General features: G+C 72.4%; 24 protein-coding genes. 11 read left to right on the plus strand and 13 right to left on the minus strand.

From position 1 onward, the window contains the following. The first annotated feature begins 2 nt into the window (after nt 1–2). On the plus strand, nt 3–1,721 hold the full coding sequence (locus ACWCPF_RS14760) for a hypothetical protein (RefSeq protein ID WP_451045389.1): 1,719 nt from the start codon (nt 3–5) through the stop codon (nt 1,719–1,721). A gap of 366 nt (nt 1,722–2,087) precedes the next feature. Next, a complete protein-coding gene (locus ACWCPF_RS14765) occupies nt 2,088–3,419 on the plus strand; it encodes an ABC transporter substrate-binding protein (RefSeq protein WP_451045390.1) in 1,332 nt (443 codons plus the stop codon). A gap of 358 nt (nt 3,420–3,777) precedes the next feature. On the opposite strand, the gene ACWCPF_RS14770 is transcribed toward ACWCPF_RS14765, so the two are convergent. Further along, nucleotides 3,778–4,410, minus strand: a complete 633-nt coding sequence (locus ACWCPF_RS14770) for a nucleoside/nucleotide kinase family protein (RefSeq protein ID WP_451045391.1) — start codon at nt 4,408–4,410, stop codon at nt 3,778–3,780. Nucleotides 4,411–4,466: 56 nt separating this feature from the next. On the opposite strand from ACWCPF_RS14770, the gene ACWCPF_RS14775 reads away from it, so the two are divergent. Together ACWCPF_RS14775 and prcB are read left to right on the plus strand one after the other, a co-directional pair. Beyond that, on the plus strand, nt 4,467–4,862 hold the full coding sequence (locus ACWCPF_RS14775) for a YybH family protein (protein WP_451045392.1): 396 nt from the start codon (nt 4,467–4,469) through the stop codon (nt 4,860–4,862). Nucleotides 4,863–4,924: 62 nt separating this feature from the next. Next, nucleotides 4,925–5,791 carry a proteasome subunit beta gene (prcB, locus tag ACWCPF_RS14780; protein WP_451045393.1) on the plus strand — a complete coding sequence of 289 codons (867 nt, stop codon included), beginning with the start codon at nt 4,925–4,927 and terminating at the stop codon, nt 5,789–5,791. Nucleotides 5,792–5,815: 24 nt separating this feature from the next. On the opposite strand, the gene ACWCPF_RS14785 is transcribed toward prcB, so the two are convergent. From ACWCPF_RS14785 to ACWCPF_RS14800, 4 genes are all read right to left on the minus strand, one after another. Next, entirely contained in the window at nt 5,816–6,775 is a 960-nt protein-coding gene (locus ACWCPF_RS14785) for a hypothetical protein (protein WP_451045394.1), read from the minus strand. Between the two features lie 11 nt (nt 6,776–6,786). Further along, nucleotides 6,787–8,259, minus strand: a complete 1,473-nt coding sequence (locus tag ACWCPF_RS14790; RefSeq protein ID WP_451045395.1) for an APC family permease — start codon at nt 8,257–8,259, stop codon at nt 6,787–6,789. Between the two features lie 294 nt (nt 8,260–8,553). Next, nucleotides 8,554–9,957 carry a Si-specific NAD(P)(+) transhydrogenase gene (sthA, locus tag ACWCPF_RS14795; protein ID WP_451045396.1) on the minus strand — a complete coding sequence of 468 codons (1,404 nt, stop codon included), beginning with the start codon at nt 9,955–9,957 and terminating at the stop codon, nt 8,554–8,556. A gap of 49 nt (nt 9,958–10,006) precedes the next feature. Next, nucleotides 10,007–10,213 (minus strand): hypothetical protein, encoded by a 207-nt coding sequence (locus ACWCPF_RS14800; RefSeq protein ID WP_451045397.1) that lies wholly within the window; start codon nt 10,211–10,213, stop codon nt 10,007–10,009. A gap of 132 nt (nt 10,214–10,345) precedes the next feature. On the opposite strand from ACWCPF_RS14800, the gene ACWCPF_RS14805 reads away from it, so the two are divergent. After that, nucleotides 10,346–12,589 carry an MMPL family transporter gene (locus ACWCPF_RS14805; protein ID WP_451045398.1) on the plus strand — a complete coding sequence of 748 codons (2,244 nt, stop codon included), beginning with the start codon at nt 10,346–10,348 and terminating at the stop codon, nt 12,587–12,589. Here the strand turns inward: ACWCPF_RS14805 and ACWCPF_RS14810 are convergent. Continuing rightward, complete coding sequence (locus ACWCPF_RS14810; RefSeq protein WP_451045399.1) at nt 12,549–13,643, minus strand: PP2C family protein-serine/threonine phosphatase; 1,095 nt, start codon at nt 13,641–13,643, stop codon at nt 12,549–12,551. The two genes, ACWCPF_RS14805 and ACWCPF_RS14810, sit on opposite strands and share 41 nt — an antisense overlap. An 818-nt stretch (nt 13,644–14,461) precedes the next feature. Here ACWCPF_RS14810 and ACWCPF_RS14815 point away from each other — a divergent pair. Continuing rightward, complete coding sequence (locus ACWCPF_RS14815; RefSeq protein ID WP_451045454.1) at nt 14,462–14,782, plus strand: GNAT family N-acetyltransferase; 321 nt, start codon at nt 14,462–14,464, stop codon at nt 14,780–14,782. Between the two features lie 11 nt (nt 14,783–14,793). Here ACWCPF_RS14815 and ACWCPF_RS14820 read toward each other — a convergent pair whose 3' ends face one another. Both ACWCPF_RS14820 and ACWCPF_RS14825 read right to left on the minus strand, forming a co-directional pair. Continuing rightward, nucleotides 14,794–15,684 (minus strand): Gfo/Idh/MocA family protein, encoded by an 891-nt coding sequence (locus ACWCPF_RS14820; protein ID WP_451045400.1) that lies wholly within the window; start codon nt 15,682–15,684, stop codon nt 14,794–14,796. Between the two features lie 118 nt (nt 15,685–15,802). Further along, the gene (locus ACWCPF_RS14825) at nt 15,803–17,158 is read right to left on the minus strand and encodes a diaminopimelate decarboxylase (RefSeq protein WP_451045401.1); all 1,356 of its coding nucleotides are present in this window, start codon (nt 17,156–17,158) and stop codon (nt 15,803–15,805) included. A 273-nt stretch (nt 17,159–17,431) separates the two neighbouring features. Between ACWCPF_RS14825 and ACWCPF_RS14830 the strand changes: the two genes are divergently transcribed. The 3 genes from ACWCPF_RS14830 (at nt 17,432) to ACWCPF_RS14840 (ending at nt 20,612) form a co-directional block, all read left to right on the plus strand. Further along, complete coding sequence (locus ACWCPF_RS14830) at nt 17,432–18,292, plus strand: aldo/keto reductase (RefSeq protein ID WP_451045402.1); 861 nt, start codon at nt 17,432–17,434, stop codon at nt 18,290–18,292. Between the two features lie 66 nt (nt 18,293–18,358). Continuing rightward, nucleotides 18,359–20,131 carry an ABC transporter ATP-binding protein gene (locus tag ACWCPF_RS14835; RefSeq protein ID WP_451045403.1) on the plus strand — a complete coding sequence of 591 codons (1,773 nt, stop codon included), beginning with the start codon at nt 18,359–18,361 and terminating at the stop codon, nt 20,129–20,131. Between the two features lie 118 nt (nt 20,132–20,249). Then, nucleotides 20,250–20,612, plus strand: coding sequence for a DUF5133 domain-containing protein (locus ACWCPF_RS14840; protein WP_451045404.1), 363 nt, complete (start codon nt 20,250–20,252; stop codon nt 20,610–20,612). Here the strand turns inward: ACWCPF_RS14840 and tgmB are convergent. From tgmB to ACWCPF_RS14865, 5 genes are all read right to left on the minus strand, one after another. After that, nucleotides 20,516–21,502, minus strand: coding sequence for an ATP-grasp ribosomal peptide maturase (gene tgmB / locus ACWCPF_RS14845; protein ID WP_451045405.1), 987 nt, complete (start codon nt 21,500–21,502; stop codon nt 20,516–20,518). The genes ACWCPF_RS14840 and tgmB overlap by 97 nt on opposite strands. A gap of 16 nt (nt 21,503–21,518) precedes the next feature. Then, complete coding sequence (gene tgmA, locus ACWCPF_RS14850; RefSeq protein ID WP_451045406.1) at nt 21,519–21,710, minus strand: putative ATP-grasp-modified RiPP; 192 nt, start codon at nt 21,708–21,710, stop codon at nt 21,519–21,521. 225 nt (nt 21,711–21,935) lie between these two features. Beyond that, nucleotides 21,936–22,223, minus strand: coding sequence for a DUF1232 domain-containing protein (locus ACWCPF_RS14855; protein ID WP_451045407.1), 288 nt, complete (start codon nt 22,221–22,223; stop codon nt 21,936–21,938). Between the two features lie 242 nt (nt 22,224–22,465). After that, nucleotides 22,466–23,653 carry a hypothetical protein gene (locus tag ACWCPF_RS14860; RefSeq protein ID WP_451045408.1) on the minus strand — a complete coding sequence of 396 codons (1,188 nt, stop codon included), beginning with the start codon at nt 23,651–23,653 and terminating at the stop codon, nt 22,466–22,468. 410 nt (nt 23,654–24,063) lie between these two features. Further along, nucleotides 24,064–24,813, minus strand: a complete 750-nt coding sequence (locus ACWCPF_RS14865; RefSeq protein WP_451045409.1) for a hypothetical protein — start codon at nt 24,811–24,813, stop codon at nt 24,064–24,066. 210 nt (nt 24,814–25,023) lie between these two features. Here ACWCPF_RS14865 and ACWCPF_RS14870 point away from each other — a divergent pair, with 210 nt between their 5' ends. After that, nucleotides 25,024–25,512: a roadblock/LC7 domain-containing protein gene (locus ACWCPF_RS14870; RefSeq protein WP_451045410.1), complete on the plus strand. Its 489-nt coding sequence runs from the start codon at nt 25,024–25,026 to the stop codon at nt 25,510–25,512. Nucleotides 25,513–25,534: 22 nt separating this feature from the next. Further along, nucleotides 25,535–25,730 (plus strand): hypothetical protein (locus ACWCPF_RS14875; protein ID WP_451045411.1); only part of this gene is annotated, 196 nt, incomplete at its 3' end.

Consider the following 25,730-nt stretch of genomic DNA (forward strand, 5'->3'; position numbering starts at 1 on the left):
CCTTGCCCACCCCGCTCGACCACGAGTTCGTCCGCGCGGCGGCGCGTGCCGCCGACCGGCTGGCCGCCCCGCTGGCGGCCGGCCCCGACGAGGAACCGACCGGTGTGCCGCACCGCGCCCTGGCCCACCGGGTGAAGACCCTGATCGCGGCGTACCGGTCCCCGGACTCGGCACTGCACGGCAGCAGCCGGGCCGTCGCCGCCGCGACGACCTGCCTGCGCGCCCTGCGCGCCACGCAGACGACCACCGGCCTCTTCGCCGGCGGCGACAACGTGCAGTCGCCGCCGGACTCCGGCTTCACCGTCAACGACGTGTGCGACGCGCACGTCCTCGCCGCAGCCGGAGGCCCGGAACTGCGCGAGGTCACGGCCGCGCTCGCCGAGATCGCCGGCGCCGCCACCGAAGCGCTCCTGACCGGCGGGGTGCACACCCCGAACCACCGCTGGGAACTGTCGGCGGCGCTGGCCCGGCTGCACCGCTCGTTCCCGGACGACCGCCTCCTCGACCGCGTCGAGGAGTGGCTCTCCGAGGGCATCGACATCGACGCCGACGGCCTGTACTCGGAACGCAGCGCCAACTACGCGGCCCACGTCTCCAACCCGTCGCTGCTGCTGCTCGCCGAGGTCCTCGGCCGCGCCGACCTGCTGTACGCCGTCGAACGCAACCTCGCCACCACCCTGGACCTCATCAGGCCGGACGGCACGGTGGAGACCGTCCACTCACGACGGCAGGACCAGAACCACCCGTTCCCGCTGGCGCCCTACCTGCCGCACTACCGGCTGCTCGCGATCCGCGCCGGCCGGGGCGACTTCGCCCGCGCGGCGCTGCTGGCGGCCGACGGCGGCATCGACGACCCCGACCTGCTCGCCCAGATCCTCCTCACCCCGGACCTGGGCCACGCCCTGCCGGCCCCGGCCGCGGAGACCCTGCCGCGCGACCGGTACCTCGCCACCGCACGCCTCGGCGCCCGCGCCTCGGCCACCGCGCACACCGTGGTGTACGGCGGCTCCGACGTGCCCGAGCACCGGCGCATCCGCTCCGGCCTCGCCTGCAACCCCACCTTCCTGCGCCTGTTCGCCGGCGACGCCGTCCTCGACGCGGTCCGGCTCTCGCGGGGGTTCTTCGACCTGGGCCCGTTCCGCGCCGCCGACATGGAACAGCCCGCCGCCAACAGCTACCGGCTCACGCAGACCCTCACGGCCGCCTACTACCAGCCGCTCGCCAAGGACGAGAGGCGGGACGACGGCGTCTACCGGCTGGTGGACGACGGCCGCTTCTCCGCCTCGATGGCCTTCCCGGACCGCCCTCGGGACGAGGTCTCCCACACCACCCGCGTCGAGGTGGACCTGCGCGAGGACGGCGCCGACCTGCGGATCGACATCAGCGGACCCCGCGTCCCCTGGTCCCTCGAACTGACCTTCCGGCCGGACGGCGAGCCGGAGGGCGCCGTCCCGCTCGGCGACGGACGCTGGTGCCTGCCGACCGGCCCGATGACCTACCGGGCCGGTGACGACGAGATCCGCGTCGAGGTCGACGTCGAGGCGGGCGAACCGCTCGCCGGACCGGACCGCAGCGACGTACTGCGGTACGACCCGGGTCAGGACTACAGCGTGGCGGGCGGCACCGACGCGACGACCGGGAACCGCGTCTACATCGGAGGACTCGGCCCGCACACACTGACCGTCGCACTGCGCGCCCGCCGCTCCGCGCCCGTCGTCTGACCCGACGAACCGCGCCTGCAGCACGCCCTGCCCGACACGCCGAGGCGTACGACGCCGTCCTCGCCGACGTGATCGAGCAGGGCCCGCTGCGCGAGCGGGTCCGCCGGGACGACCACCCCGGCCACCCGAACCTGAAGCCGCGTGACTCCCGCCTGCCGTAGGCCCGTTGCTCCGACCCGCAGAAGGCGGGCACCCAGATGATCAGCTGCGTCGGCGGCGGCCTATGCTGGCCTGCCTGCTGCCCGCCCCCGACGGCGCCGAGGTCCGCGCCGGGGCACTGGAGCTGTACGCCGCCGAGATCCGTGCCCCACCCCACGGGTGCGCGACCGGCGCGGAAATCCGTCACGCACATCCAGGGAGGACCCGTTGGGTCACCAGATCTCGCGCAGAACCCTCTTCCGCACCGCGAGCGGTCTCGCCGCCGCCGGCGCGCTCGGCGGCGCGCTGAGCGCCTGCTCCAGCGGCACCGCGGAGGGCAGCGCCGGCAGCAAGCTGACCATGACCTGGTGGGGCAGCGACGAGCGCCACGCGGCGTACAAGAAGGCCCTCGCCACCTTCCAGAAGGCCAACCCGAAGATCGAGATCCAGGAGACCTACTCCGGATACGACGGGTACTTCGACAAGTTCAACACCAACGTCGCCGGCGGCAGCGCCGCGGACCTCATGCAGATGGACACGGCGCTGGTCGCCCAGTACGCCCGCAAGGGCGTCCTCGCCCCGCTCGACGAGTACGTCGGCAAGGGCCTCGACCTCACCGGCTTCTCCAAGACGCTCCTGGCGAACGGCACCGTCGACGGCAAGCTGTACGGCGTCCCGTCCGGCATGGGCATCAACCAACTCACCGTCAACCGCAGCGGCCTGGAGGAGCTGGGCCTGGAGCTGCCGGAGCGCGAATGGACCTGGGCGGACCTCAAGGAGATCTCGAGGGACGTCTACAAGAAGAGCGGCGGCAAGATCTACGGCGTCGACGACGGCGGCGGCGGCACCCTCCAGTGCTTCGAGGTCTTCGCCCGGGAGAAGGGCCAGAGCTTCTTCTCCGACGACGGCAAGGAGCTCGGCTTCACCGCCGACACCCTGCGGGATTGGTGGGAGTACTGGACCGAGATGCGCGAGGTCGACGCCTGCCCGCCGCCGGCCGTCACCTCCGCCGCGCACAACGACCTCACCAAGAACGCGGTCGTCATCGGCAAGGCGCTGTTCACCTTCGACTCCGGCGTCTACGGCGCGGGCGGCTCGATCACCGACGCGCAGCTGGACTTCCTGCCCACCCCGCAGGGTGACTTCTCCGGTGCCCGCGAGGGCAACTTCGTCAACGGCGGGGTGCTGCTCAGCGCCACCAAGCACAGCACGAAGGTCGCCGACTCCGTCAAGATCATCTCGTTCATCGCGCAGGACGAGAGCGCGATCAAGGACTTCCAGCTGCTGCGCGGCATCCCGCCGACGGACAAGGCCCGCAAGCTGGTCTCCGCGGGCCTGACCGCGACCGACAAGCTCAACATCGCGAACGCCGACTACATCGCCCAGCGCGTCACCAAGGCGACCGACGCGCTGCCCAACCCGGTGCCCCCGCCGCAGGGCGCCGACCAGGTCTGGGACCTGCTCTTCCAGGCCAACCTCGCCATCGCCTTCGGCAAGAAGTCGATCAAGGCGCAGCTCACCGAGTTCTTCGACCAGGCCTCAGGAGTCCTCTCCGCGTAACGGCGACCCGCAACGGGTACGTGGGCAGCCGGGCGTCCTGGAAGCAGGCGGGGGAGAGCGAGAGCCCGAACCGACGCTCCAGGACGCCCGGCGCGTGGCGCTCCGCTGGAGGTGCCGCGATGTGCCGTTGTTTTGCTGCGGCGCCGTTGTGGCCGGTCGCGCCCGCGCGGCGGAGCCGCAAATGTCAGCGCCCCGCGCCCCTTTGGGGCGCTGCCGTGCGGCTCGCCGGCGCTAAGCGCTCCGCGGGAAGTGCCGCGATGTGCCGTCGTTCGGCTGCGGCGCCGTCGTGGCTGGTCGCGCAGTTCCCCGCGCCCCTTAAGGGGCGCTGCCGAACCGCCGCGGACTTCGCCGGACCCGCTTAGCGCGTGCCATCGACAGGCAGGGGGACCACCAGGTCCGCTCGCTCCCGTGTGGCCGCCACCAGCTCGGCGTTGCGCTCGTCGCTGCGCTCCACCCAGGCCACCGCCTCCGCGTGGCCCTTGCCGAACCGCTCGTGCCGGGCGATCAGCCGGCGGACCCGCTCCTCCTCGTCCGTCTCGCAGAACCACACCTCGTCCAGCTCGGCCCGCACGCGCGTCCACGCGCCGGTGCCCAGGAGCAGATAGTTGCCCTCCGTCACGATCAGCCGGGCCGAGGGCGGCACCGGGACGGCCCCCGCGATGGGCTGCTCCAGCACCCGCTCGAAGCCGGGCGCGTACACCACGTCGTCGGCGTCCTCCCGCAGCCGCCGCAGCAGGGCCGCGTACCCGGCGGCGTCGAAGGTGTCCGGCGCGCCCTTGCGGTCGCGGCGGCCGAGCCGGTCCAGCTCCGCGTCGGCGAGGTGGAAGCCGTCCATCGGGACGTGCGCGGCCCGGTCCAGCTCCCGCGTCAGCCGCTCGGCCAGGGTGGTCTTGCCCGCGCCGGGGCTGCCGGCGATGCCGAGCAGCACCCGTCGCCGTCCGTCCCCGGCGAGCGCGCGGGCGCGCAGCAGCAGATCGTCGAAAGTGAGCACACAGCCGAGTGTCGCAGTCTCCTGGAAGGAGACCCCACGCAGAAAGGAGGACGACCGTGTACGACGACGAGACGCAGATCCGCGTCCTGATCAGCCGCTGGGCCGCCGCCGTCCACCGCGGCGACCTCGAGACCGTCGTCGCCGGACACGCGGAGGACCTCGTCATGTACGACGTGCCCGCGCCGCACGAGGGCATCCGCGGGCTGGCCGCCTACCGGGCCTGCTGGCCGCCGTTCTTCGCCTGGCAGGCGCAGGGCGCCCGGTTCGACATCGACACGCTCGACGTCACCGCCGGGCACGACGTCGCCTACGCGTACGCCCTGCTGCGCTGCGGCACACCGCAGGAACTGGCCGCGCAGCCCACCCTGCGGCTGCGGCTGACCTTCGGCCTGCGCAAGGAGCGCGGCCGCTGGCTGATCGCCCACGAGCACCACTCGTTCCCGCACGACTGAGTTTCCCGGCCCCGGGCCGCTGGTAGGTAGGGGATGTCGGAGCGGGCGGGGAGAGGACTGACATGAGCGGACCGAGCGGGCGTGGGCAGGAGGGCCGGCTGGCCGAGGAGTTCTTCACGGCGGGAGGCTCGTCGTTCAGCGAGTTCCTGGCGGTGCACCGCCCCGAGCTGCTCCCGACCCGCCCGCCGTTCCCGGACGGCGTCCGGGCCGCCCCGGACAGCTTCCCGCACGGCACCACCGTGCTGGCCCTCACCTACCGCGACGGCGTGCTGATCGCCGGTGACCGCCGGGCCACCATGGGCAACCTCATCGCGCAGCGCGATCTGGAGAAGGTGCACCCGGCGGACGAGCACACCGCCGTCGCCTTCGCCGGCACCGTCGGCCTCGCCCTGGACATGGTGAAGCTGTACCAGGTCGAGCTGGGGCACTTCGAGAAGGTCGAGGGCGTCGCGATGACCCTCGGCGCGAAGGCGCGCAGGCTGGCCACGATGATCCGGCAGAACCTCGGCCAGGCCATGCAGGGCCTCGCCGTCGTCCCGCTCCTGGTCGGCTACGACACCGCCGTCCCCGCCTCGCGCGCCCGGGGCCGTATCTTCAGCTTCGACGTGGCCGGCGGCCTGTACGAGCAGTCGCCCTTCCACGCCGAGGGCTCCGGATCCCCGTACGCCCGCGGGGCGTTGAAGAAGCTGTACCGCGCCGACATGTCCCGGCGGGACGCGGCCCTCACCGCGCTCCAGGCCCTGTACGACGCGGCCGACGACGACTCCGCCACCGGCGGCCCCGACATCAACCGCCGGATCTTCCCGATCGTCTCCGTGATCACCGAGGAGGGCTTCGAGCGGCTGCCCGAGCCGGAGACGGAGGGGCTCAGCCGGGAGATGGTCGAGCGCCGCGGCAGCCGCCCGGACGGCCCGAACGCCGCTCCCTGACCCGGCCGGGGGAGTGCGCACCGGTCAGTCGCGTACCCCCCACTCCTTGCGCCACTTGACGAGCTGCTGCGCGGGATCCCCGGTGAACGACCAGGGAGCGCGGGTCGCCCGGCGGCCGAGGATCCGCAGCAGCGGCGCGGCCACCTCCGCGGCGCCCGCCGAACAGGCCGCGTGCGCGAGGTAGTTGACGTCCCGCAGCTCGCCCGGGGCGACGACGTCCGCCGAGCGGCCCATGATCCAGCGTTCCCAGGTGCGGCGGACGTCGCTGACGGCGCCGTCGTTCTTCCAGTGCTGGCTCAGGGCCACCGAGGAGGAACGGCCCTGCGCGGCGTCGACGGTGTGGCGGAACTCCTCGACGCGCGCGTACTGCACCAGCACCGGCAGCGGACAGCCCGGCGGGGCCACGCCGGCCGCGTCCCGGGCGAAGTCGTACATCAGGCCGTGCGAGCCGTGCCAGCGGGCGGAGTAGTAGTGCAGGACCTGGAGGTGGCCCTCCATGCTGTACGGGTCCCGCCGGTGCAACTCGTCCCACCAGCGGGCCAGTTCCTGCCGCCGGACCCCGGACGGGTAGAGCCGGGCGACCGAGATCAGCGAGGTCCATGGCGTCGGGTCGTCCAGATAGGCCTCGGCGGCGGCCAGACAGGCCAGCACCGCGGCGTCGACGCGCGTCCGGTCGACCGGAGCGCCCCGGCCGGCGGCGATGGCGACGTTGAACGCCCGGGCGGTCTCCGTCGCCGCCCGCAGCATCAGCGCGTCGGCGCTGCGCGGCTCGGCGGCCAGCCATGTCTCCACCGTCGAACTGTCCGCGCAGGCCTGCGCCAGCAGCCGGACCCGGTGACCGCGCACGAGCCAGTCGGGTCCGGTCGTGCGCAGCAGGTCCCGCAGCCCCTGCCAGCGGCCGATGACGATGTCGTGCCGGGTGGAGGAGAGGGCGGAGTCCCCGCAGTCGGGGTCGAAATCGGGGGCGAAGCGGTCCCGCGCCATCGGGTCCCCTCTCAGAAGTCGGTGGACAGACCCTCGTGGACGGCGCTCTGCCCGGCCCGGTCGCCGTCCGGCAGATAGCCGGTCTCGACGGTCTGCGAGGCGTCCAGCCGGGCGGGCCGGTAGTAGTCGCTGCCCTGCCGCCAGTACCAGAGCATCGGCACCAGCCCCAGGGCGAGTCCGCCGATGCCGATGGCGATCACCGCGGGGTCCAGCTCGCCGAGCGACTCCACGAAGATCCAGAACATGAACAGCGCGCCGAACAGCGGCCACAGCCCGCCGAGGACGAAGTCGGCCGGGGAGTTCAGCAGCGTCTTGCGGTAGGCGACGACGGCCGCGAGGCCGGCCAGTCCGTAGTAGACGGCGATCTGCAGGCCGATCGCCGAGATCGCGTCGCCGAGGATGTCGCCCACCGAGCCCAGCGCGTTGGAGGCGACGAACAGCACCAGCGCCACCCCGCCCACCACCGAGATCGCCACCCAGGGCGTGTTCCACGCGCGGTGCACCTTGCCCAGTGCGGACGGCATCGTACGGTCGCGGCCCATCGCGAACAGCGAGCGGGTGACCTGGATGAGGGTCGTCTCCAGGGTGGCGACGGTGGACAGCATCACGGCCACGATCAGCAGTTTGCCGCCCCAGCCGGGCCACACCTCCTCGCCCAGCGCCGCCAGCACGTTCGCGCCGTTGTCCTCGATTCGCTGCGAGCTGAGGATGATGTTCACCGCGATGGTGAAGACCTCGAACAGCAGGAAGACGATGCCCACGCCGATGAGTCCCGCGAGACCGGTCGTACGGCGGCTGTTGCGGGTCTCCTCGCTGAGGTTGCTGGTCACGTCCCAGCCCCAGTAGTAGAACGCGGCGACCAGTGCGCCCGAGGCGAAGCCGGACACCCCGTCGAAGTGACTGAAACCCAGCCAGGACCAGTCGAACGGCAGTGACTTGTCCGTGTGGAAGACGGCGAGCACCGCGAACAGCGCCAGGATCGCCAGCTCCACCCCCGACATGATCAACTGTGCGCGCACGGTGAGCCGGGCCCCGCCCAGCACCACCGCCAGCATCACCAGGAACCAGGCGGCGCCGACGACGGTCGACAGGGCCGTGTTGTCGGCGAGGTCCTCGTCGAAGAGGGCGAGCGTCATCGAACCGGCCGGCAGCGAGCCCGCCACCATGAAGATGGTCGCCGAGACGACCAGCGCCCAGCCGCTGATGAAGCCCAGGAACGGGTGGAGCGTGCGCCCCACCCATGAGTAGCTGGCGCCGGCGTTGACGTCGATCCGGCTGAGCCGGCTGAAGGCCAGCGCGATGCCCAGCATGGGTATCGCGCAGTACAGCAGTGCCGCCGGACCGGCCAGGCCCACGGCCCCGGCCAGGACCGCCGTGGTGGCGGCGATGGAGTAGGCCGGGGCGCTGCCCGCGACCGCCATCACCACCGTGTCGAAGGTGCCCAGCACGTTCGCCTGGAGCCCTCTTCCGGTGCTGTTGCTCATCGTTGTGCCGCTTTCCGTCGTGCACGCCGCCCGATCCGGGGACGACCCGACGGCGTTTCGGGGGTGGGGAGGAGTGGAGCACCGCCGTGCACCGAGAGGGGATGACCTCGGGAAACGTCGGCAGCGGGGCGCGCGGAGGATACCGTTCCAGCTCTGTGTCGGCGAACGGTCACACCGAGTGTGCGAGTGACTATAGCCCTACCGGTTGAGCTTTCAAGCTTGCCGGGTGGCAAATGTTCATGACGGCCGGTCAGTCCCCGCCCGGCCGCCGCTCCGTCCCCGCTCCGTCCCTGTTCAGTCCCCGATGCGGTCCAACTGCCGTAGCCGGTTGGTGGCGTCGAGGGCGGCGACCTTGTACGACTCCGCCAGCGTCGGGTAGTTGAACACCGCGTCGACGAGATAGTCGACGGTCCCGCCGCAGCCCATCACCGACTGACCGATGTGGATCAGCTCGGTCGCTCCGGTCCCGAAGCAGTGCACGCCGAGCAGCTTGCGGTCCACGGGCGAGACCAGCAGCTTGAGCATGCCGTGCGCGTCGCCGATGATCTGCCCGCGGGCCAGTTCGCGGTACCGGGCCACGCCCACCTCGAACGGCACCCGCTCCTCGGTGAGTTGATCCTCCGTCCGCCCCACGAAGCTGATCTCCGGGATGGTGTAGATGCCGATCGGCTGGAGGTGGTGCATCTGCCCGACCGGTTCGCCGCAGGCGTGGTAGGCGGCCGCCCGGCCCTGCTCCATCGACGTCGCGGCGAGCGCCGGGAAGCCGATGACGTCACCGACGGCGTAGATGTGCGGGACCTGTGTGCGGTAGTGCTCGTCGACCGGTATCCGGCCGCGCCGGTCGGCCGCCAACCCCGCTTTGCCGAGGTCGAGTTCGTCGGTCAGGCCCTGCCGGCCGGCCGAGTACATCACCGCGTCCGCCGGGATCTTCTTGCCGCTCTCCAGCACGGTCAGCGCGCCGCGGGGATGCCGCTCCACGGCGGCCACGGTCTCCCCGAACCGGAAGGCCACCGCCAGGTCCCGCAGGTGGTACTTGAGCGACTCGATGACCTCGACGTCGCACATGTCGAGCATCCCGGCCCGCTTCTCCACCACCGTCACCTTGCTGCCGAGCGCGGCGAACATACTGGCGTATTCCATCCCGATGACACCGGCACCCACGATCACCATCGACTGCGGCACCCGCTCGACCGTCAGGACGTTGTCCGAGTCGAGGATGGTCCGGCCGTCGAACTCCACGCTGTCCGGCCGGGCCGGCCGCGTCCCGGTGGCGATCACGATGTGCTCGGCGCTGATCAGCCGCTCCTGCCCGGTGATCTCGCGCAGGGCGACCGTGTGCGCGTCGACGAACCGGCCGGTGCCGGCGAACAGGGCCACATGGTTGCGGGACAACTGGCTGCGGATGACGTCGATCTCCCGCCCGACCACATGCTCGGTCCGGGCGGTCAGGTCGGCGACGGTGATGTTCTCCTTGAGCCGGTAACTCTGGCCGTACAGGTCGCGCTGGGTGAGCCCGGTGAGATAGAGCACCGCCTCGCGCAACGTCTTGGAGGGAATCGTGCCGGTGTGGAGGGAGACCCCGCCGACCATGTCGGGGCGGTCGACGACGGCGACCCGGCGGCCCAGTTTGGCCGCGGCGATGGCGGCCTTCTGACCGCCGGGACCTGATCCGAGGACGAGCATGTCGAAGTCGGGCATCCTCCGCAGTCTGGCAGTCGCGGTGCCCGCGGCGGAAGGGGCCGCTACCTCACGGCAGCAGCTTCTCTATGGCGGAGGGTCCCTCCTCGGCGAGCTTGCGGCGGGCCCACTCGAGGTTGCGCGGGGTGAGGTCCCGCCCGGTGACGAGGACCATGTCCTCCGGCGACACCTCGGTGCCGGTGCGCGTATGGAGCAGGTCGTCCGGGGTGACGCGGTCCGGGGACGGTTCGGAGGCGCCTGGCTTCGGCTTCGGCATGGCATCTGCTCCTCGGGTCCGAAGGAATGTACTAACACCATTCATCCTGGAGCCGCACCCTGCAATCGCGATCAGTTCCGGATCGGGTGCGTCCGAGATGCCGCGAAGATCGGCCGGGCGTGTAATGGGCCCATGGCACCCACCACCGCCGGCGCCCCGCGACGCGGGGGACTGCGCAGGCTCGGCGCCTGGTGCGCCCGTCACTTCCTGATCGTCATCGTCGCCTGGCTCGTGGCCCTGGTCGCCCTCCAAGTGATCGACCGTGCCGTCGGCGGTACCTACGAGGACAACTTCCAGCTCCCGGGCACCCAGTCCGAGGAAGGCCTCGACGTCCTCAAGGAGCACGACCCGCAGGCCGGCGGATACAGCGCCCAGATCGTCCTGCACGACGACGAGCAGGCATTGAGCGCGCTCAGTTCACAGATGTCCACGACGGTCGGCGATCTGCAGAAGCTGCCCCACGTCCTCTCGGCGCAGAACCCCCTCTCGGTCAGCCCGACCAAGGTCGGCCCGGTGTCGAGCGACGGCAAGACCGGCTACATCACCGTCCGCTTCGACCAGCAGCCCAACACCCTGGGCGACGACTACCTGCACGGCGTCGACCAGGCCGTCCAGCCGCTGCGGGCGGCCGGCGCCGACGTCGAGTACGGAGGCTCGCTCGGCGAACTGGCCCGGCCCGAGGCCAACGACCGGATCAGCGAGCTGATCGGCTTCGCGGTCGCCATCGTCGTCCTGCTCATCGGCTTCGGCAGTGTCATCGCGGCCGGTCTGCCCCTGCTCACCGCGCTGGTCGGGGTCGTCGGCGGACTCGCCGTCCTCGGGCTGCTGGCCGCCGCGTTCACCTTCGCCACCGTCTCACCCACCCTGGCCACCATGATCGGCCTCGGCGTGGGCATCGACTACGCCCTGTTCCTGATCACCCGGCACCGGCAGAACCTGATGGACGGCGCCGACCCCGCCGAGGCCGCCGGACACGCCACCGCCACCAGCGGGCGCGCCGTGCTGGTCTCCGGCACCACCGTGATCATCGCGCTGATGGGCCTGTACGCGTCCGGGGTGTCCTTCATCGGCAAACTCGGCCTCGCCGCCGCCATCACCGTCGTCTCCGCCGTCGCCGGCGCCCTCACCCTCGTCCCCGCCATGCTCGGGCTCATCGGCCACGCCATCGACCGCTGGCACGTGCGCAGACCCGTCGCCGAGACCGACGCCGAACCGGGCGCCACCCCGCACGGCACCTGGCACCGCTACGCCAAGCGCGTCGAGCGCAGACCCTGGCAGTACCTCGGGGGCGGTGTCGCCGTCATCGCGATCCTCGCCATCCCGGTCTTCTCGATCCAGCTCGGCCACATCGGAGACGGAGCCGACCCGACCTCCTTCACCGACCGGCGGGCCTACGACCTGATGACCGACGCCTTCGGGCCCGGCTCCAACGGGCCTCTCACCGTCGTCATCGACCAGACCTCCGTCCCCTCCGACAAACGCACCGACCTCCAGAACCAGGCGCAGCAGACCCTGACCGCGGTGCCCGACGCGGCCACCGTCACCCCGCTGACGACCACCCAGGACGGCGACGTCCTGCTCGCCACCGTCTACTCCACGCAGGCCCCGCAGGACGAAGTCACCACCGAGCTGACGAACCGGCTCAAGGACACGACCCTGCCCGACGCGGTCTCCGGCTACGACGCCAAGGGCTATGTCACCGGCACCACCGCCGCCCAGGTCGACTTCCGCGACATCGTCGCCAGCCGGCTTCCCCTGATCATCTGTGTGGTCGTCGGCCTCGCCTTCCTGATCATCCTCGCCGTCTTCCGCGGCCTGCTCGTCGCGGTCAAGGCCGCCGTCCTCAACGTCCTGTCGATCACGGCCTCGTACGGCGTCGTCGTCGCCGTCTTCCAGTGGGGCTGGGGCGGGCCCGCGCTGGGCGTCCACGGCGACGTGCCCATCGAGAGCTATGTGCCGATGATGATGTTCGCGATCATCTTCGGCCTCAGCATGGACTACGAGATCTTCCTGCTTTCCCGCGTCCACGAGAACTGGCTGCGCACCGGCGACGCCAAGGACTCCGTCGCCCACGCGCTGGAGATCACCGCCCGGGTCATCACCTGCGCCGCCCTGATCATGGTGAGCGTGTTCGCCGCGTTCATCATCAGCGACAACATCGTGGTCAAGATGCTGGGCCTGGGCCTCGCGGTGAGCGTGCTGATCGACGCCACCGTGGTCCGGCTGCTCATGGTGCCCGCCGTGATGACCCTGCTCGGCAAGCACGCCTGGTGGACGCCGCACTGGCTGGACCGGATCCTGCCGCACATCGACGCCGAGGGCGACGCGGAGCTTCTCAGCGGCCAGGACGCCACGGCGCGAGAACGAGCATCGTGACGTCGTCGCGGACGGTGGGCGAGTACCGCAGGACGTCCGCCCACACCCGGTCGGCCGTCGCCGCCGGGTCGGTGTCGCCGTCCGCGGCCAGGGAGGGCAGCCGGTCCAGGAGCGGGTAGAAGACGCCGGCGTCGTCCCTGGCCTCCGAGACGCCGTCCGAGGCGAGGAAGAGCCGGTCGCCGGGGCGCAGCGGCAGGACGTGCGCGGTGAGCGCGGCGCCCTGCGGCAGGCCGAGCCCCAGGGGCGTCCACGGGACGGCGGGCACCTCGCTCGCCCGGCCCTCGCGCAGCAGCACCGGCGGCGGATGCCCGCAGACGACGACGCGCACGGCGTCCGCCTGCGGCGTGAACTCCAGCAGGACGGCCGTCGCGAACAGCTCGGCATGGGCGACCCGCGCCGAGTCCACCACCAGCCGCCGGTCGAGCCGGGCGGCCACCGCCTCCACCGTCGGCAGATCGAGCACCGCCTCCCGGAACGCGCCGAGCAGCGCGGCCACCGTCGCCACCGCCGCCAGCCCGTGCCCCTGCACATCGCCCAGCACCGCCCGCACCCCATGGGCGCTCATCCGCACATCGAAGAAGTCGCCGCCGACCAGCGTCCCCTCCTGCGCCGCCCGGTACAGACCCGCGCAGCGCACCGGGCCCACCCGCTCGGGCACCGGCGGCACCAGGGCACGCTGCGCGGCCTCGGCGATCGTGCGCTCGGTGTCCAGCTGGACGTCCCGGCGGCGGCGCACGAACGCCACGAACACGCTCAGCACGGCGACGAAACACACCGTCAGCACATCGGTCTGCCCCGGCCGGTCCAGCTGGAACGCGGGCACGTTGAGCATCACGACGACCGCCGCGCCCAGCAGAGCGGTCGCCACCGGACCGTACGTCAGGACGGCCAGCGGCGGGATCGCGCCCAGCACGAAGCCGATGTCCAGCGGGTCGGGGCTGGCCAGCGTGGCGGCGCAGACGCCCGCGATCAGGACGAGCGGCAGCGCCCGCACCCAGCGCGGCGGCGGCGCGCCCCGCAGCCACCCACGCCGGTCCCCGTGCTGTCGTGCCACACCCCCACGCTCCACCCCGGCACGGGCCCGCGCACGCCGGGAAAACCGATGGACGCGAGCCCGAGCGACCCCCTACCGTGTGACCGCACGCCCGGACACCCACGGAAGGAGGCGAGCGCCATGAAGTGCACACCCGTCCCGCGCTCCCACCCCGTGACCCCGGCGTGCCCCGTCTGACCGCGAGTCCGATCTCCGCGTCCGACGCCCGGGAGCGCAGCAACCACCACGCATGCATCCCGGAGGAATCCGTGACCGACCTGGTCATCCGCGCTCTCGACGAGAGCGACGTCCATCTCTTCGACACCCTGCCCGACCCGCTGCGCGCCGCCGAGGCGTTCGGCAGGATGACCTACCGCCCGCAGTGGAAGCGCGTCGCCCTGCGCGACGGCCGGGTCGTCGCCCGCGCCGCCTGGTGGGGCGGCCCGGACGACGCCGAACCCCTCGTCGTCGAGTGGTTCGACTTCGCCGACGGCGAGGAGGAGGCCGCCGCCGAACTCCTGCGCACCGCGCCCTGGCAGGTCGGCCTGGAGCTGGTCATGCCGGGCGGCTGGCGCGACGACCCCGTCATGCGCGCCGCCGTCGAGGCCCGGCAGACGGTGGCCCGCGCGGCCGGCCACACCCCGCTCGTCGAACGCTTCGTGTACCGCTGGACCCCGCAGTGCGGCCTGCCCGACCGCCCTGGCCGGCTCACCTTCTCCGCCGAACCCGACGACGCCGTCTTCTTCGACGCCCTGCGCCGCATCCACTCCGACACCCTCGACGCCCACGCCCGCAAGGCCATCGAGCAAGGCGGCCTCGACCAGGCCGCCCAAGAGGAGATGGACTTCTTCCGCTGGTGCCCGTCCCCGCGCGAGTGGTGGCAGGTCGCCCGCACCCCGGACGGCGACCTGGCCGGCATCCACATCCCGGCCCACAACCCCTCCGGCCCCTGCATCGGGTTCATCGGCGTCCTGCCGCAGCAACGGGGCCACGGCTACGCCTACGACCTGCTCGCCGAATGCACCCACCACCTCGCCGAACGCGGCGCCGACTTCATCGCCGCCGCCACCGACCAGGGCAACTTCCCGATGGCGGCCCACTTCACCAGGGCGGGCTACCCGATCGTCCGGGAACGGATGAATTTCGAGATCGCCGGGTGAGGCGGACTGAGTCAGCGGGTTTCGGTCTCCAGCAGGGTCTCGGCTTCGGCCAGGATCTCTGTCACGCGGAGACCGAAAGCCGCGTCGCAGGGGTGGGGGCGGGCCTCGCGGGCCGCGGTGAGCAGTTCGTCCGCGGCCCGGGTGAGGGCGGTGTGGGCGTCCGTCGTGTCCCGGGGGAGCTCGGTCACCCCGGCCGTGCCGCGGAGTTCCAGGCTCGCGCCCGTCGCCGCGGGCGGGGCCGTCAGGCTGAGCGTCAGCGTGCTGGAGGCGCCGGCGGCATGGTCCAGGACCAGGTGGACGGTGTCGGCGGGGCCATGGGCCGCGGCCGTGACCCGGCGGACGTCGCCGAGGACCGGCAGCAGCACCGACAGCGCGTGCGGACCGACGTCCCACAGGGCGCCCTTCTCGCCGCGCCAGGGCGTGGCGAACGGGCTGTCGCCGTCGCCGTGGAAGACGTCCCCGAGCCACTGCGCGTGGCCCGTGAACCACCCTCCGACGGCCGCCTGCTCGGCGAGCCAGGCACGGGCCTCGGACCCGAACCGGCTGGTGAAGAAGACGACCGAGGCGACCTTGGCCTCCGCCGCCGCCCGCACCACCGCCTGCGCTCCCGCGACCGTCGCCGCGACGGGCTTGTCCAGCAGGAGATGACAGCCGGCCCCGGCGGCCCGCACCGCGAGCTGCGCCTGGACGTCCGGCGGCAGCGCGACGGCCACCGCGTCCACGTCCGCCAGCAGGGCGTCGACGTCGTCGTAGGCCCTGGTCCCGTGGCGGTCGGCCAGTTCCTGCGCGGCCTCCGGACGCCGGCCCCAGACTCCGACGAAGTCCAGGTCGTCGTGGGCGGCGAGGACGGGCGCGTGGACCATCTGCGCCCATGGGCCGGTGCCGAGCAGACCGATGCGCATACCGCTGACTCTCCCTGTTGCCGTGTTGCTGTCCGACATTCCGTTGCTGTCCAACATTCAAATGATCCCTGTCGTGGGCGAGCCTCGCACAGCCGGGGTCGCCCCGGACAGCCCCGTCTCAGGGGCGGGCCGCCGCGGTGAAGCCCGTGAGCAGGGCGTCCGCCTGCGCCAGACCGCTCTCCGCGGAGATCTCCCGCACCGTCTGCGCGGCCCGGACCGTGGCGAATCTGACCTGACCGGCGTCCAGCAGATAGCCGTACACGGCGGGCCTCGGCAGGCTGTTGTACGACCAGTGCGCCGAGAAGTAGTAGCCGCCGGTGTCGTGGAGCACGACCAGGTCCCCCTCGGCGAGCGCCGGCAGCGGCCGGTTGTGGGCCACCACGTCCCCGGCGAAACAGAGCGGCCCGGCGACGTCCTGCCGCACGACGGGCGTCCGCTTGGGCGTGCCGTCCGGCCCGAACGCCGACACCCGCAACGGCCAGGCATCCGGCATGAACACCGTCCGGGTGGCCACCTGCCCGCCCGCGTGCGTGAGCGCGACCCGCCGGCCGCCCGCGTCCTTCACGTACTCGACGAGGGCCGCCGTGAAGCCGTTCTTGGCGATCAGGGAGCGGCCGAACTCGGTGACCAGCTGATAGCGCCCGTCCAGCAGCGCCGGCTCCGCCGCCGTGAGCGCGGCGACGTACTCGGCGTAGGTCGGCGTGACCGTGTCGTCGGCGAAGTTCACCGGCAGCCCGCCGCCCAGGTCGAGGCTGGTCACCTGGCGGCGCCCGACGCGCGCGTCGATCTCCTCGGCGAGCCGGTGCGTCTGCGCGAGGCCCGCCGCGATCAGGGACAGCGGACAGCCCTGCGAGCCCACGTGCGCGTGCAGCCGGGTCAGCCACGGGCGCCGCGCGAAGGCCTCGACGACCCGCGCACGGGCCCCCGGATCGCGCAGGGCCACCCCGAACTTGGAGGTCGCGGTCGCCGTGCTCATCGCCCCGATGGACCCGCCGCCGACCTGGGGATTGACCCGCAGCCCGAGCACCGACGCGCAGTCCGCGGGGCGCAGGGCGTCGATCCGGTCGAGCTCGTCGAGGTTGTCCGCGTTGAGCGCGACCCCCAGGGCGAGGGCCTCGCGGATCTCCCGGCGGGTCTTGGCCGGCGAGTCCAGCACGATGCGCGCCGGGGCGAACCCCGCGTCCAGCGCCAGCTGCAGCTCACCGGGGCTCGCCACCTCGCAGCCCATCCCGGCGTCGGCGAGCAGCCGCAGCACGGGCACCAGCGCACAGGCCTTGGCGGCGAAGGCGTGCAGTACGTCCGGCACCTGCGCGAACGCCGCGTGCAGAGCGGCGACGCTGTCGCGCACGCCCCGTACATCGAGGAACCCGGCCACCGGCCGGTCCTCCCCGATCAGCCCGTCCGCGACGGCCTGACGGACGGCGAGCGCGACGGGCGAGGCGTGGGTGTGATGGTTCTCGGCGGGAAGCGGCACGTCCTGGTCTCCTTCGGGCGGGAAAGCGGGGAAGCGCTGTCACCGCGGCGGGTGACCCTTCCAGACTGGCCCCGCGCCGCTCATTCGTCTCCGGGGACGGCACGCAGAGCGATTGAGCGGCCACACTGCTGAATGCGTTCGCTTTCTCGCGTTGGACCCGCGGCCGACGGCCGGGTCAGGCTGGAGGACGTCCGGTGCGCCGCGCTCACCTCCCGGTGCACCGGACTTCCCCCTGCCCGCCCGCAGCCGCACTCCGAAAGAGGTCATGAGCCCATGCAGACCCGCCGCATCGGTGACCAGGACGTCAGCGCGATCGGTCTGGGCGCCATGCCCATGTCGATCGAAGGCCGCCCGGACGAAGCCCGCTCCCTGGCCACGATCCACGCCGCTCTGGACGCCGGCGTCACCCTCATCGACACCGCGGACGCCTACCACCTCCGTGCCGACGAGGTCGGCCACAACGAGACCCTGATCGCCAAGGCCCTCGCCTCCCACGACCGGGGCGGCGACGTCCTGGTCGCCACCAAGGGCGGCCATCTGCGCCCCGGCGACGGCAGCTGGACCCTGGACGGCAGCCCCGAGCACCTCAAGGCGGCCTGCGAGGCCTCGCTGCGCCGGCTCGGCGTGGAGGCGATCGACCTGTACCAGTTCCACCGCCCCGACCCGCGGATCCCGTACGCGGAGTCCGTCGGCGCGGTGCGCGACCTGCTCGACCAGGGCAAGATCCGCGCGGCCGGCATCTCCAACGCCGACCCCGGGCAGATCCGGCAGGCGAACGACATCCTCGGCGGCCGGCTCGTCGCCGTGCAGAACCAGTTCTCCCCGGCCTTCCGCTCCAGCGAGCCCGAACTGCGCCTGTGCGACGAGCTCGGCATCGCGTTCCTGCCGTGGAGCCCGCTCGGCGGCATCGCCCGCGCCCGCGAACTGGGCTCCTCCTACGCGCCGTTCGCCCAGGTCGCCGAGGCCCACGGGGTCAGCCCGCAGCGCGTCTGCCTGGCCTGGATGCTCGCCAAGTCGCCAGTGGTGGTGCCGATCCCGGGGTCCAGCCGCCCGGAGACCGTCCTCGACTCCCTCGCCGCGACGGAACTCCGCCTCACGGCCGACGAACTCGCGGAACTGGACGCCGCCGGCTGACCCGCCCCCCCCCGAGGACCGGACGACCCGACCGGACGACCCGACCGAGCGAGAGGACCGACGTTCATGGCGTCGTCGTACGAAGGACCGCTCGACCACCGATACCGGGGCGAGCACCCGATCCGCACCCTGGCCTACCTCCTGCGCGCCGACCGCCGCAGCCTCGCCGCCGCGGCCGGCGTGTTCACCGTCAAGCACAGCCCGGTGTGGCTGCTGCCGCTGATCACCGCGTCCATCATCGACACCGTCGTCCAGCACCAGCCGATCGGCCGGCTCTGGACCAGCACCGGGGTGATCCTGTTCATCCTGCTCGTCAACTACCCGCTGCACCTGCTCTACGTCCGCCTGCTCTACGGCAGCGTCCGCCGCATGGGAACCACCCTGCGCTCCGCGCTCTGCACCCGGATGCAGCAGCTGTCCATCGGCTACCACTCCCGGGTCAGCGCCGGAGTGCTCCAGGCCAAGGTGGTGCGGGACGTCGAGACCGTCGAGCAGATGGTGCAGCAGACCGCCGAACAGGGCCTCGGCGCGCTCACCGTGCTCACCGGCGGCCTCGTCATCATCGCCTGGCGCACCCCGGAGTTCGTGCCCGTCTTCCTCGTCGTGGTGCCCGCCGCCGCCCTGCTCGTGGACCGGCTGCGGGCCCGACTGCGCGCCCACAACGAGGACTTCCGGCACGAGGTGGAGACCCTGTCCTCCCGCGTCACCGAGATGACCCGGCTCATCCCGGTCACCCGCGCCCACGGCCTGGAGCGCAAGGCGCTGCGCCGGATGGACGGCACCCTCAGCCGGCTGCTCACCTCCGGCATGCGCCTCGACCTGCTCAACGGACGGTTCGGCTCGCTGGCCTGGGTGCTGCTCAATGTGATCGGCGTGCTCGTCCTCACCGGCGCCGCGCTGATCTCGTACTACGGCCTGTGGGGCGTCACCGCCGGCGACGTCGTGATGCTCAGCGCCTTCCTGACCACCCTCACCAACTCCACCACCACCCTGACCGGGCTCGCCCCGGTCATCACCAAGGGCCTGGAGTCGGTGCGCTCGGTCGGCGAGGTCCTCCAGGCGCCCGAGCTGGAGGACAACGCGGGCAAACCCGAACTCACCGCGCTGCACGGGTCGGTGAGCTTCGAGGACGTCGGCTACGCGTACGACGACGGCGGCAGCCCGGCGGTGCGCGACTTCACCCTCTCCGCGGCGCCGGGCGAGACCGTGGCCCTCGTCGGGGCGTCCGGCGCGGGCAAGTCCACGGTGCTCAACCTCGTCATCGGCTTCATCCGGCCGACCTCGGGCCGGGTGCTGCTCGACGGAACCGACATGAACACCCTGGATCTGCGCACCTACCGGCGGTTCGTGTCGGTGGTGCCGCAGGAGTCGATCCTCTTCGACGGCACGATCCGCGAGAACGTCGCCTACGGCATGGAGGACGAGGTCGATGAGGAGGCCGTCCGCACGGCTCTGCGCGACGCCAACGCGCTGGAGTTCGTCGAGCGGCTCCCGGACGGTCTGGACACCGTCGTCGGCGAGCGCGGGGCCCGGCTGTCCGGCGGGCAGAAGCAGCGCCTGGCCATCGCCCGCGCCCTGATCCGGGACCCTAAGGTGCTGGTCCTGGACGAGGCCACGTCCGCGCTCGACACCCGGTCCGAGGCGCTCGTCCAACAGGCCCTCGCCCGGCTGCTGCACGGCCGCACCACCTTCGTGGTGGCGCACCGCCTGTCCACCGTGCGGGGCGCGGACCGGATCGTGGTGATGGGGGAGGGCCGGATCCTGGAGACCGGCACCCACGAGGAACTCCTGGGGCGCGGCGGCGCGTACACGGACCTGCACAGCGGGCAGGTCGCCTGACGGCCCGCGGGGCCCCGGGTGGCCCGATCATGACCCCGGCGGGTGACAAGTTCGTCCGACGCGCATGATGCGCCGCGGTCCGGGCACACGCAGCGCACCACCACCGAAAGGGGCGCTCGTGATCGTGCCGGACCCGAGGGTCACCAGGACGTTGCTGACCCGGTACGCGACGCTGAAGATCGCTCAGGCGGAGCGGGCGCGGCCGCAGACGGCTCGCGAACTCCAGGACGTGACGTACACCTTGTGCGTGCTGACGGGCACGGGCGACGTCCGGGAGGCGGTCGCCGCGGCGGACGCGCTGCTGGAGTCCGCGGCGGCGCCTGTGGGGACGCGGGAGAGCGGACCGTCCCTGGCCGTCGGAGGACGGCCAGGAGCCCCGGTGGCTCAGCCGGCGGCCGAGCCGCACCGGTCGGATCGCCGGGCGGCGGGCTCCGGGGGCGACCCGGCCAGCCACTCCGCGATGGTGCGGGCGATCGGCTGACCGGTGTCCACCTCCACGAAGCCGAACTGCCCGGACTGGTTGCACTCCAGGAACCACCAGGTCCCGTCGGTGTCCTCCGCGAAGTCGAAGGCGCCGTACGCCAGTTCGGCGTCCCGCAGATATCTCCGCACGGCCTCGGCGAGGCGCGGCGGGACCTCGACGGGGCGCCACGGGGTGGTGGACGGCGCGAAGCGCACGTCCACCACGTCCGGGTCGCTCTCGGGGGCCGTCTCCTTCCGGGCGGCCAGGAGACGGTCGCCGACCGCGGTCAGCCGGACGTCCGCCCGCTTGGCCACCCGGCGCTGCAGCAGCGTCGGACCGTAGGCGACCGCGGCGAAGTCGGCGTCCGCCGGGACCCTGGTGGTGGGCACGGCGCGCGGCGGATCCTGCGGGTGCGCCCCGGACACCGGCTTGACCACCAGATCCGGATAGCGGTCCGCGAACTCGCGGGCCGCCTGCGGGAACGTGGTGATGAGCGTGGCGGGCACGGGCAGGCCGCTGCGCTGCGCGAGCCGCAGCTGCCAGGGCTTGTGCCGGGCCCGCAGCGACGCGTCCGGGTGGTTCATCCAGCGCGCCTCGGTACCGCGGAGCATGCCGTACAGCGCCTGCGAGGCTTCCTCCGTGAGCCACGCGGACGGTTCGGGCGCCTTGGCCGCGGGGGAGCCGGGCCGGCGGACCCACACGGACCTGACACCGCCGAGGCTCACCAGCCGCCCGGCGGAGGACAGATGGCCCCGGAAGGCTCCGTGCACGAACTCGCCGGAGAGCGCGACGGAATACGTCAGGTCGGCGGGATCGAGTCGGACGACCGGGACGCCCGCGGCGTTCAGGTGCACGACCACCATGTCCGCCGTGACGTCCTCTTCACAGGTCAGAATGAGCACGGTCATTGTCGTCGGTCCGTGTTCAGTCGTCGAAGTGGGTCTTGGAGCCCGCAGTCGAGGTCGTGGTCCCGAGTTCTCTCAGCAGAGCGTGATCACGAGCGGCGATCCGGCCGTCGAGAGTCACGTTCAACTGCAGTCCGGGGTCATAGGCGTACGCAGTGGCGAACTCCAACTCGGCCGCAGGGCGTGCGTAGTTGAGCGTGAACGGTTGCATCGTCTCTCCCTCGTCGGTACTGCCTCGATCAAGCGGTGCCGCTGTGCGACGTCACTCGGGCCCGCTTCAGTGCTGCTGGATGTGTGTGTCCTTCAGTCACTTATACGAATCGAACGGGTGGTTGGTTTCCTTACTCTCCGTGATCATCGGGGAGTCGGGCCTTCAGCAGGGCGCGGAGCAGGGGAGATCGGGCTCGGGCGGGGTGGAAATCGGTTTCGGAGAACGTCAGTCGGGGGCCTGGGTCGGGGCGGTTCTGGGGGCCCGGCGCAGCGAACGCAGGGCCAGCAGGAGGACGCCGATGTCGTCGAGGTAGACGGGGTCGGGCAGCGCGTCGGCCGGCAGCACGAAGTAGGCGACCGCCCCCCAGAACACCCAGCGCGGGCCGGTGGGCAGCCCCGCCCGTCTCAGGCCCCGGCGGGCCCGGACCAGACGCACCAGCACGGCGGCGGCCACGGCGAACAGGACGGCGGCGACCACCACCGCGACGACGACGAGCGTGGTTGGCGCATCCACGGGCCCTCCCATATGGTCCGTCGTGCGGCGTCTGCTCTGTTTGTCTCCGAGTCTGTCTCTCTGACGATTTCCCCGCGGGCGCAATCTCACACGGCTGCCGCGTCCGAGTGGCGGAGCGCACCGGGCGACCCTGGTAGTGGGCAGGGCCAAGTCGCGTGTCGCATCTCGGGGGTGCAGGGCGACCGCACCCACACCGACACCGACCCGGCGGGCTTCCAGCGGCCCGCCGTCCCGCCGGGGGCCTACGGTTCGGTCGTCCTGGGGTCGTCGGTGCCGGTTCCTGCGTCCGGGGCGGTGTCCGGGTGGTCCGGCGGGGTGGTTGTCGGGGGTGTCGGGCGTAGGCCCATGGTCGTCTCCTTGAGGCGTTCCAGGGTCCGGCCCAGCTGCTGGAAGGGCGAGCCGGTCTTCTTGGCCGGCGGGGGCTGCCGGAGCTCGCCCGCCTCGGCGGCCGCCTCCCGGTACGCGGCCAGCGCCTCGTGCGCATGCTCGGCGGCCTCCCGGTACAGGTCCCGGGACTCCGTCATCGCCTCCAGCGCCTCCTTGTACATCACCACCAGGTCGCGCTCGCGCGCCAGCTCCTCCTCCAGGGTCAGCAGCTGCCACCGCTCGCGCAGCTCGGTCAGCGCGGCCTCGGCGCCCTCCGGCAGCGGCCTGGGCAGGGCGGCGAAGCGGCGCACCGCGTCCAGCAGCTCGGTGGGATGCGTCCCGTCCAGGAACACGCTGCGCACCGAGAAGTCGACGACGTCGTACTCGGCCGGAGCCGGCGCCCCCGGCAGCACCAGCGCACCGCCGCGCGGCACCTCCACCCCGGACTCCTTGAGCGCCCAGTTCACGGTGCGCAGCTGATGCGGGGCCGCCCGGTGCTCGACGACCCGGTGATGCAGGCCGGGCGGCAGCAGCGGGACCAGCGACCGCCGGCCCCGCTCGTCCGGCGTCATGGCCTCGTGGACGACGACATGGACCGTCCAGGCGTCGCGCAGGGCGTTGCGCAGCGTGCGCCGCAGTTCCTTCTCGTCGACGGGGAGCGGGTTGGTGCGCAGATAGCGCTCACCGGTGACGGTCTCGTGCCCCCACGCGGCGTCCGTCTCCCAGGGCCAGAACATGGCCGCCGGCGACGGCCATCGCAGGTCCCACGGCTGCTCCGCCTCCGCCGTCAGCGTCCATTCCTGGCCCTGGCCCGACCACTCGGCGAGCGTGAGCCGGGCGCGGACGGTCACGTCGTCCGCCACCAGCCACCGGGCTTCGAAGGCCGTCCACCCCTCGGGGGTGTCGGTGTCGGGCAGCTCCTTGAAGTCCTGGACGGTCTCGGCGTCCTTGAGGGCCTGGAGATTCTTGCGCAGGACGTCCGGCGCGGTGGGGCCGGTGTGGCGGCCACGGGACTGCCACACCGTGGCGGGAGCCGTGGACGGAACGGTCGCGGAGATGTGCATGAGTCCATTCGTGAGGGCGGCGACGACAGGGTGGCGAGGTACGCATGCCAGTATCGCGCGCCGCGAGGCGTGGGCGATCAAGCGGGTCGGCGGCGCGGACGCCGAAGACGGCCCGTCAGGGTGCGCCTTCCCTGCCGGGAGGCCCGCCACGCGTCCGGACCCCCGGCAGCGCGGGCGGGGTGTGCGTCGCCCGTACGGGGTGCGCGCCGTGCACCAAGGCCGGCGGCCCCGCACTCATGGGCCCGCCGGGCGCCGGGATCCGGGAATCGGACCCGGCGGACAGGGCTCGCCCACCATCCGCGTCGGGGCGGGCCCTGTCCGCGTGCGGCTCGATCACCGAGCTGCGGTCGACCCCTCGCTCACAGGCGTCGGCGCCCTCGGACCGCAGTCTCACCGTCTGCCAGGCGGCCTCACGGTTGGGTGTAGGCGCGTACGCAGTACTCGATGGCGCCGAACCTGACCTCGCCGGTGAACGACGTCTCGACCACCACGTCGTCGTCCGCACGCGGACACTTGCCGTCCAGGTCCGTCATATCGACGACCTTGACGTCCGGGACGACCTCCCCCTTGCAGGGGACCTCCTGGTACTTCTCGGCCGTGTCCGAGGCCTCCAGGCAGTCGCCGATCTCGACCTCCATGCCGCCGCCGCCCGGTTCACCCGGGTGTGGGGCCTTGAGGTTGCGGACGCAGGCGTAGCCCACGCCGCCCGCGTACTTGACGTAGTCGCGCGAGCCGGCGATCTCCCACGGGGCTTCGCCGGTGATGCCCAGCACGTCGTCCGAGGAGTCGGGGCAGTCGGCGTAGGAGTTCGCGCCAATTCTCTCCGTGACGCGCTTGAGGACCTTGCCGATGGCTTCCGGGTCGTCGCAGGGCAACTCCACGGCGTTGCCCTCCTGGTCTTCCGTCGGGGGGCCGTAGCAGTCGCCCTTGGCCATCAGCACGTTGTCGTTGCTGTCGTAGTACGGCGACCTGGACGGGCTCGGGCTGCTGCTCGAGACCTCGGGCACCGACGTGACGCTCGCCGTGTCCTCGCGGGCCGCGCCGCTGTCGCCGCCGTCGGCGTTGCCGTTGCCGCCGTCGCCGTCGCCGTTCGAGCAGGCGGCCGCCAGCGTCAGCGCAGCCAGCAGAACGGCTACTCGTATCCCGCGCCCGTATCGCATCGCGTGGCCCCCCGGCCTCGGTGATGCGGCCAGCATGAGACGTCCACAGCGCTCACGCAACCCTCAACTCGCCTTGTTCGCGGGTTGGTTGAGATCACTTCGCGCCGTGCAGCATGTTCCGTTGGAAAATGCCAAAGTCATGGATTCCGGCCGTGGTTTTCCGTAGCCTCGGCCTCGGAGGCACGACAACGCGCCGAAGGGACACCGGTCATGGCCGTCGAGGCCGAGGTTCTGCACGAACTGCACCGGCTGCGCGCCCGCGTGCCGCAGCTGACGGGGTCGCTGGCGGCCAGCGCGGACGGTCTCGTCCTCGCCCAGGACCTGCCGGACGTACAGCCGGAAGGGCTGGCCGCGCTCACCGCGGCGGCCCTCGGCGTCGGCAGCCGCATGGTCGACCTCGCCGCCCGCGGCGAGTTCCGCGAGCTGCTGGTGCGCGGAGCCGACGGCTACCTCGCGACGTACACGGCCGGGCCCAGCGCCGTCCTGACGCTGCTCGCCGACGACCGGGCCAACGTCGGACGGCTGCACCTGGAGGGGCGGCGCAGCGGTGCGCGCATCGCCGAACTGGTGGCGGCCGCCCGGTTCGCGGAGGACCGGCCCGTCGTCGCCGACAGCGAGCCGACCGCGCCGCCGGTCCGCGAACGGCTGCTCGGCGCCCTGCCCATCCGTATCCCGCCGCAGTCCCGGCGCGAACGCTGAGCGCTCCGCTGGGGGTGCCGCGATGTGCCGTCGTCCTGGCGCGGCGCCGTCGTGGCTGGTCGCGCAGTTCCTCGCGCCCCTTCGGGGTGCTGCGGTGTGCCGTTGTTCGGCTGCGGCGGCGTTGTGGCTGGTCGCGCAGTTCCTCGCGCCCCTTCGGGGTGCTGCGGTGTGCCGTTGTTCGGCTGCGGCGGCGTTGTGGCTGGTCGCGCAGTTCCTCG

It is taken from the genome of Streptomyces sp. NPDC001858 (assembly GCF_053594615.1).